8 protein-coding genes are annotated in these 5,965 nt (G+C 66.5%); 5 read left to right on the plus strand and 3 right to left on the minus strand.

Features of this window, described 5'->3' with window-relative positions; translation table 11 throughout:
- Both RMO40_RS24775 and RMO40_RS24780 read left to right on the plus strand, forming a co-directional pair.
- Positions 1-325: family 16 glycosylhydrolase (locus RMO40_RS24775; RefSeq protein WP_309726513.1), on the plus strand; the 325-nt coding region annotated here is incomplete at its 5' end.
- A gap of 30 nt (positions 326-355) precedes the next feature.
- Positions 356-1,189 (plus strand): family 16 glycosylhydrolase, encoded by an 834-nt coding sequence (locus tag RMO40_RS24780; protein WP_309726515.1) that lies wholly within the window; start codon positions 356-358, stop codon positions 1,187-1,189.
- A gap of 25 nt (positions 1,190-1,214) precedes the next feature.
- On the opposite strand, the gene RMO40_RS24785 is transcribed toward RMO40_RS24780, so the two are convergent.
- Positions 1,215-1,478 carry a hypothetical protein gene (locus RMO40_RS24785; RefSeq protein WP_309726517.1) on the minus strand — a complete coding sequence of 88 codons (264 nt, stop codon included), beginning with the start codon at positions 1,476-1,478 and terminating at the stop codon, positions 1,215-1,217.
- A 105-nt stretch (positions 1,479-1,583) separates the two neighbouring features.
- Between RMO40_RS24785 and RMO40_RS24790 the strand changes: the two genes are divergently transcribed.
- Complete coding sequence (locus tag RMO40_RS24790) at positions 1,584-3,560, plus strand: alpha/beta fold hydrolase (protein ID WP_309726518.1); 1,977 nt, start codon at positions 1,584-1,586, stop codon at positions 3,558-3,560.
- Here RMO40_RS24790 and RMO40_RS24795 read toward each other — a convergent pair.
- Together RMO40_RS24795 and RMO40_RS24800 are read right to left on the minus strand one after the other, a co-directional pair.
- Positions 3,549-4,220: a methyltransferase domain-containing protein gene (locus tag RMO40_RS24795; protein ID WP_309726520.1), complete on the minus strand. Its 672-nt coding sequence runs from the start codon at positions 4,218-4,220 to the stop codon at positions 3,549-3,551. The genes RMO40_RS24790 and RMO40_RS24795 overlap by 12 nt on opposite strands.
- Before the next feature lie 36 nt (positions 4,221-4,256).
- Entirely contained in the window at positions 4,257-4,991 is a 735-nt protein-coding gene (locus RMO40_RS24800) for a 2OG-Fe dioxygenase family protein (RefSeq protein ID WP_309726522.1), read from the minus strand.
- A gap of 88 nt (positions 4,992-5,079) precedes the next feature.
- Here RMO40_RS24800 and trhA point away from each other — a divergent pair, with 88 nt between their 5' ends.
- Together trhA and RMO40_RS24810 are read left to right on the plus strand one after the other, a co-directional pair.
- Positions 5,080-5,694: a PAQR family membrane homeostasis protein TrhA gene (gene trhA, locus RMO40_RS24805; protein WP_309726524.1), complete on the plus strand. Its 615-nt coding sequence runs from the start codon at positions 5,080-5,082 to the stop codon at positions 5,692-5,694.
- 1 nt (position 5,695) lies between these two features.
- Positions 5,696-5,950: a VF530 family protein gene (locus RMO40_RS24810; RefSeq protein WP_309726526.1), complete on the plus strand. Its 255-nt coding sequence runs from the start codon at positions 5,696-5,698 to the stop codon at positions 5,948-5,950.
- Positions 5,951-5,965 lie beyond the last annotated feature (15 nt).

The following is a 5,965-nucleotide window of genomic DNA, read 5'->3' on the forward strand; positions in this document are numbered from 1 at the left end:
CATCGAGTTCATCAACGGCGGCCGCACGCTGCACACCAACGTCTGGACGGCGGGCCAGCAGAACTACCGGCAGTTCTCGGTGGCCAACGGCTGGCGCACCATCGGCTTCGAATGGCGCCCGACCTTCGTGCGCTGGTTCCACGTCAACGAATCCAACGGCGCGGAGACAGAATTCCGCCGCGTCAACACCAACATCTCGACCCCCATGCGGCTGATGCTCAACCATTGGGTGGGCAACAACTCGGCCAACGCCGTGTCCTTCGTCGGCACCTATTCCGGTGGCAGCGGCCCGGCCTATTACGACTGGGTGCGCGTGAGCGACTGACCCGTGCACCGACTCCCTCCAAGGAAACCGATGAAAGCAGCCCTCTCACCCTGCATCTGGCTGGCGGCCGCCGTGGCCTCCGGCTGCGGCGGCTCCGACCCTGCCGAAGCCACGCCGATCACAGGTGGCATTCCCGCCGGGCACCGGCTGGTGTGGAGCGATGAGTTCGATGTCGACGGGCTGCCCAATCCTGCGAAATGGGGTTACGACACCTTTCGCAACCGGGACGGGTGGTTCAACAACGAGTTGCAGTACTACTCGGCCGGCCGACCCGAGAACGCACGCGTACAAAACGGCTCGCTCATCATCACGGCCCTGCGCGAGCGCCTCGCGTCGGCGCCCGACTTCGGCGGCCAGAACTACACCTCGGCGCGGCTGCTCACCCGGGGCCTGGCTGCATGGACCTACGGCTTCTTCGAGGTTCGCGCCAAGCTGCCCTGCGGCATGGGCACCTGGCCGGCGATCTGGATGCTCGGCACGCGCGGCACCTGGCCCGACGACGGCGAGATCGACATCATGGAACAGAACGGCTGGCAGCCGGGACGCATCCACGGCACCGCCCACATGCGTGACTTCAACGGTGGCAACGGCAGGGGCTCCCATACCAACGTGGCGGACACCTGCAACACCTTCCACCGCTACCAGGTGCGGTGGACCGCCGACGCCATCACCTGGGGCGTGGACGACTTCACCTACTACACCTATGTCAAACCGTCGGGCGCGGCCTACGGGAGCTGGCCCTTCGACCACCCGCAGTACCTGCTGCTGAACGTGGCGGTCGGCGGCATCATGGGCGGCACGCCCGCCGACGCCTCCTTTCCGGCCCGCATGGAAGTCGACTACGTGCGGGTGTACCAGCCCTGAGGGCGGCAGCCCTCAGGGCACCACGTCAGGGGCGTGGATCGCGCGCATGGGGCAGAGGCGCATCGGGCACCTCCCGTGCCTCGATGTCGACCACATCGCCCTGAGCTTGCGTCGTCTCACGCCGCACCCCGAAGCCCGGCGCGGCGCGAAACCTCACCACACGGGGGCGGCGACCACGCACCAGGCTCCACACCAGCAGCAGCAGCGTGAACGTGAGGCCCGCCACCAGCAACACGGCGGCAAATACCAGGCCGGCGGCAATCATCAGAAGGCGCAGCAGGGAGGTCACAAGTCGTCGGATGAAAGTCAGCACGCAGAGTCTCGGCAGCCAAAGAACCGGGAGATTATCGGTCGCGCCACAATGCCCCCACGTCACATGCTGGGGGTTCACCGGATGAAGAAATTTGCACTGGCTGCGGTCGTCGTTTTGTCGGCTTGCACCACCCCGCCTCCGCCCGCGGCGGTGCTTGCACCCAACGCCAACCTGGTGACGCAAGGCATCCCGCCTGTCCCGGCGCGCCTGGCTGCAGAGGTGGCGAAATACAACGACTTTCGCGGCCATGGCTTCGCCGACTGGCACCCGTTGCAGCGCGAGATGGTGGTGTCGCACCGCCCAGCCGGTGGCAACACCACGCAGCTGTTTCGCCTGAAGGATGCGATGGCCGAGCTGGAGCCGCTGACCGACTCGGCCGACCCGGTCAACACGGCAAGCTACGAGCCGCGCGAAGGCAAGTACCTGGTGTTCGAGCGCAGCGTGGGCGGCAGCGAAGCCGACCAGCTGTACCGGCTGGACCTCGCCACCAAGCAGACCACCTTGTTGAGCGACTCCAGCGAGCGCCACAACCTGCAAGGCTGGCTGCACCGCGGCAGCCAACTGCTCACCGCCTCCGTGCCGCTGGACAAGACGGCACAAGGCGGCACCCGCAGCAAGGTGACGACGACCTTTCGCCTGATGGACCCGCTGAACCCGCAGGCCACGCGCAAGGTCGCCGAACTCGACGGTGGCGGCTGGTTCGCCGGTGGTGTGTCACCCGACGACAAGCAGCTGGCGCTGACCCGCTACCTTTCGGCCACCGAGTCGCAGGTGTGGCTGCTCGAGCTCGCCAGCGGTCAGGCGAGCCAGGTCTTGCCCGCGCCCGGCAACAACGAGCGCGCCACCTACTTCGCGGGTGAGTTTCTGCCGGGCGGTACCGGCCTGTTGGTCATCAGCGACCGCGCCGGCGAGTTTCGCGAGCTGATGGCCTACCGCTTCAGCGACCGCCAACTCACGCGCATGAGCGCGCACATCCCGTGGGACGTGAGCAGCATGGCCGCGACGACCGATGGCAAGCTCATCGCCGCACAACTCAACATCGACGGCCGAGACGAGCTGCGCCTGTTCGACGGCAACACGCTGAAGGAGCTGTCGGTTCCCACCGTGCCACCGGGCAGCGTCGGCACCACCGCTTTCAACCGCCGCAGCGGCGAGCTGGCGTTCTCGATCAACAGCGCCCAAGGCCCGAGCCAGCTCTTCACCCGCTTGCCCGATGGCCAGGTGACGCCGTGGACCCGCCCCTACGCGCCGCCGGGCGTCGACATGAAAAGCTTTCGCGACCAGGGCATCGTGCGCTGGAAAAGTTTTGACGGGCGCAGCATCTCGGGCCTGATCAACCTGCCCCCCGACCGCTTCAGCGGCAAGCGGCCGGTGATGATCGTGATCCACGGCGGGCCCGAAGGCCAGGCGACGGTGGGCTTCATGGGCCGCACCAACTACTTCATCAGCGAGCTGGGCATGGCGGTGATCCAACCCAACGTGCGCGGCTCCAGCGGTTTCGGCAAGAGCTTCCTCTCGCTTGACGACGGCATGAAGCGCGAAGACTCGGTGAAAGACATCGGCGCCCTGCTCGACTGGGTGGCGACGCAGCCGCAGCTCGACGCATCGAAAGTGATCGTGAGCGGCGGCAGCTACGGCGGCTACATGAGCCTGGCAGTGAGCACGCATTACGCCGACCGCATTGCGGGTGCCATCGACGTGGTGGGCATCTCCAACTTCGTCACCTTCTTGCAGAACACCGAAAGTTATCGGCGCGACCTGCGACGGGTGGAATACGGCGACGAGCGCGACCCGGCGATGCGCAGCTTTCTGGAGAAGATCTCGCCGCTGACCAACGCGCACCGCATCACCAAGCCACTCTTCGTGGTGCAAGGCAAGAACGACCCGCGTGTGCCTTACACCGAAGCCGAGCAGATCGTGGCGCGTGCACGCGCCAACAACACACCGGTGTGGTACCTGCGCGCCGAAAACGAAGGCCACGGGTTTGCGCGCAAGGAAAACGCCGACTACCAGTTCTACGCGACGATTCTCTTTTTGCAGCAGACCTTAGGCCGATAGCGGCCGGGCCGTGCGCGCATAGCTGAGCACCCGCCCTTTGTACGGCGTGCTGCCGTCGGGCAGGCAGTCGATCTTGAACTCTTCACGCTCGAAACCCAGCTGATGCATCAGGCGATTGAAGCGAGGCCGGTTGCCACGGTCGGGGTCGACGATCACCACCTCCATTGCCGCCTGCGAATGGCGCTCGATGAACGCCGCGAGAAGGCTCGGCTGGTCGCGTTCGTAGAGCACGTCGCTGCCGATGACCAGGTCGAAACGGCCGAGGTTTTCGTTCACCGCCGACCAGTCCCCATGCAGGTAAGGCAGCTCTGGCAGCACGTTGAGTCGCAGGTTCTCACCGAGAAACGCACCGGCCAGCGGGTGGCAGTCGCTGGCCGTCACGTTGCCATGGCGGCGGTGCAGCGACAGGCTGGCAAGGCCGAGGCCACAACCCACCTCGAGAATGCGGCGCTCGCCCAGCTCGGCATGTTGCAGATGCGCCGCCAGCACCAGGGCCGACGGCCACACCAAACCAAACAAGGGCCAGGTGGCCGACGAGATGCCGATGCGCTCGGCTTCGCCATCAGGGTCGTGAAACTGCTGTTTGTCGAGCAGGGAGCGAACCTGCATGGCCAGACCCGCCACGGAAAGGGTTTCGAGCTTGATCTGGTATTCGGCCATGCTGCAGCGTACTCCGCGCGCTATTTCTCGCTATTTCTATTTCCCCTGAAACCCGCCGGCGCGGAAGGTGATGACCAAGGTGTCGCGGTGCCCGCCCTCGGCCAGCGGCTGGATCGGCGTGCTCTCGTGGATCACCCGCTCGTCGTCGAGCATCAGTGTCGTCCAGCCCTCGGCCATGGTGAAGCGGATGCCGGTCGGCCCGGCGGCCTCGAACACGCGCGTCTCACCGCCCTTCACGCCCCTGCGGTTGACCAGGATCACGGCCACGAAGTCGACGCCATCACGGTGTGCACCTTCGGGCGTGGGCCGGCCGATGCCATCGGTGGTGTCGATGCGGAACTGGTGCGCCTCGACAAACCAGGGCCGCGCGCCCTTGACCGCCGAGCAGGTGCGGCTGAGCGCGCCCAGCAATTGCGCCCACACCGGCTGCGCCACGATCTGCGGCGTGATCGGCTCGAACCAACGCTCCAGCCCGCCGTGCAAGGCGTTGTATTCCACCGGCTGCCAGTGCGCGCGGTGCGGGGCCTGCGTGACGCGGTCGCCTTCGACCACAAAGCAGGCGTGGCGACGGCGGCGGTAGTGGCCGCCGTCGCGCAGGTAGGCGTCGGGCGGCAGGTCGTCCCAGCTGGGTTGCAAGGCCTGCAATGCCGACAACTCGCAGGGCATGAGCGTGCACAAGCCCGCAGCGCTGATGGCGGCATGGCCGGCCTGCGCCAGGCGGGCCTTCAACTCGGCGGGGGCGACAAAGGGCGGGGTGAGGCTGGCAGTCATGGCCGGAATGATGCCAGCGGATGCTGCGGCTGACGACGCCGCACGAGGCTGACACAATCGCGTCATCCTCTTCACCGACGCTCGTTCCATGTACCACGGAGAACGTTTCAACAGCTTCACCCACCTCGCCGGCCTGCTGCTTGCCGCCGCCGGCGCTGCCGTACTCGTCACTCAAAGCGCATTGAATGGCGACGTCTGGAAGGTGGTGAGCTCCAGCATCTTCGCCGCCACCATGGTGGTGCTCTATGGTGCCTCGACGCTTTACCACAGCGTGCGTGGAGCGGCGAAGCGTGTGTTCGTCAAGTTCGACCACTGCGCCATCTACCTGCTGATCGCCGGCACCTACACACCGTTCACCCTGGTCACCCTGCGCGGACCCTGGGGCTGGGCCTTGTTCGGCACGGTCTGGGGGCTGGCGGTCATCGGCATCGTCAAGGAGCTGGCCTTGGGCCGCGAGCGTGTGCCTTCGGTGCCGCTGTATGTGGCGATGGGCTGGCTCGGGCTCATCGCGGCCGTGCCCATGGTGCAAGAGCTGCCCACCGCCGGCCTGGCCTGGCTGGTGGCGGGTGGCCTGTTCTACACCGCCGGCATCGTCTTTTATGCCAACGACGAGCGCTGGCGCCATGCCCACGGCGTGTGGCACCTCTTCGTGCTGGCGGGCACGGCCTGCCACTACCTCACCGTGCTCTTGTACGTGAACTGAGATGGGCGACAACGCCCAAGCGCGCAACCCGCTGCACGGCCTCACGCTGGAGCAGATGCTCAACGCACTGGTGGCCCACTTCGGCTGGCCCGGCCTTGCCGAGCAGATCAACATCCGCTGCTTCACCAGCGACCCGAGCGTCAGCTCCAGCCTCAAGTTCTTGCGCAAGACCCCCTGGGCGCGCGAGAAGGTGGAGAGTCTCTACCTCTTCATGCTGCGCGAGCAAGCCCGCGCGGCCCGGCCTCCACGCTCCTGAGGCAACGGGCCAGTC

Origin of the sequence: Rhizobacter sp. (assembly GCF_031412075.1) — a bacterium.
Classification (GTDB): domain Bacteria; phylum Pseudomonadota; class Gammaproteobacteria; order Burkholderiales; family Burkholderiaceae_C; genus Rhizobacter.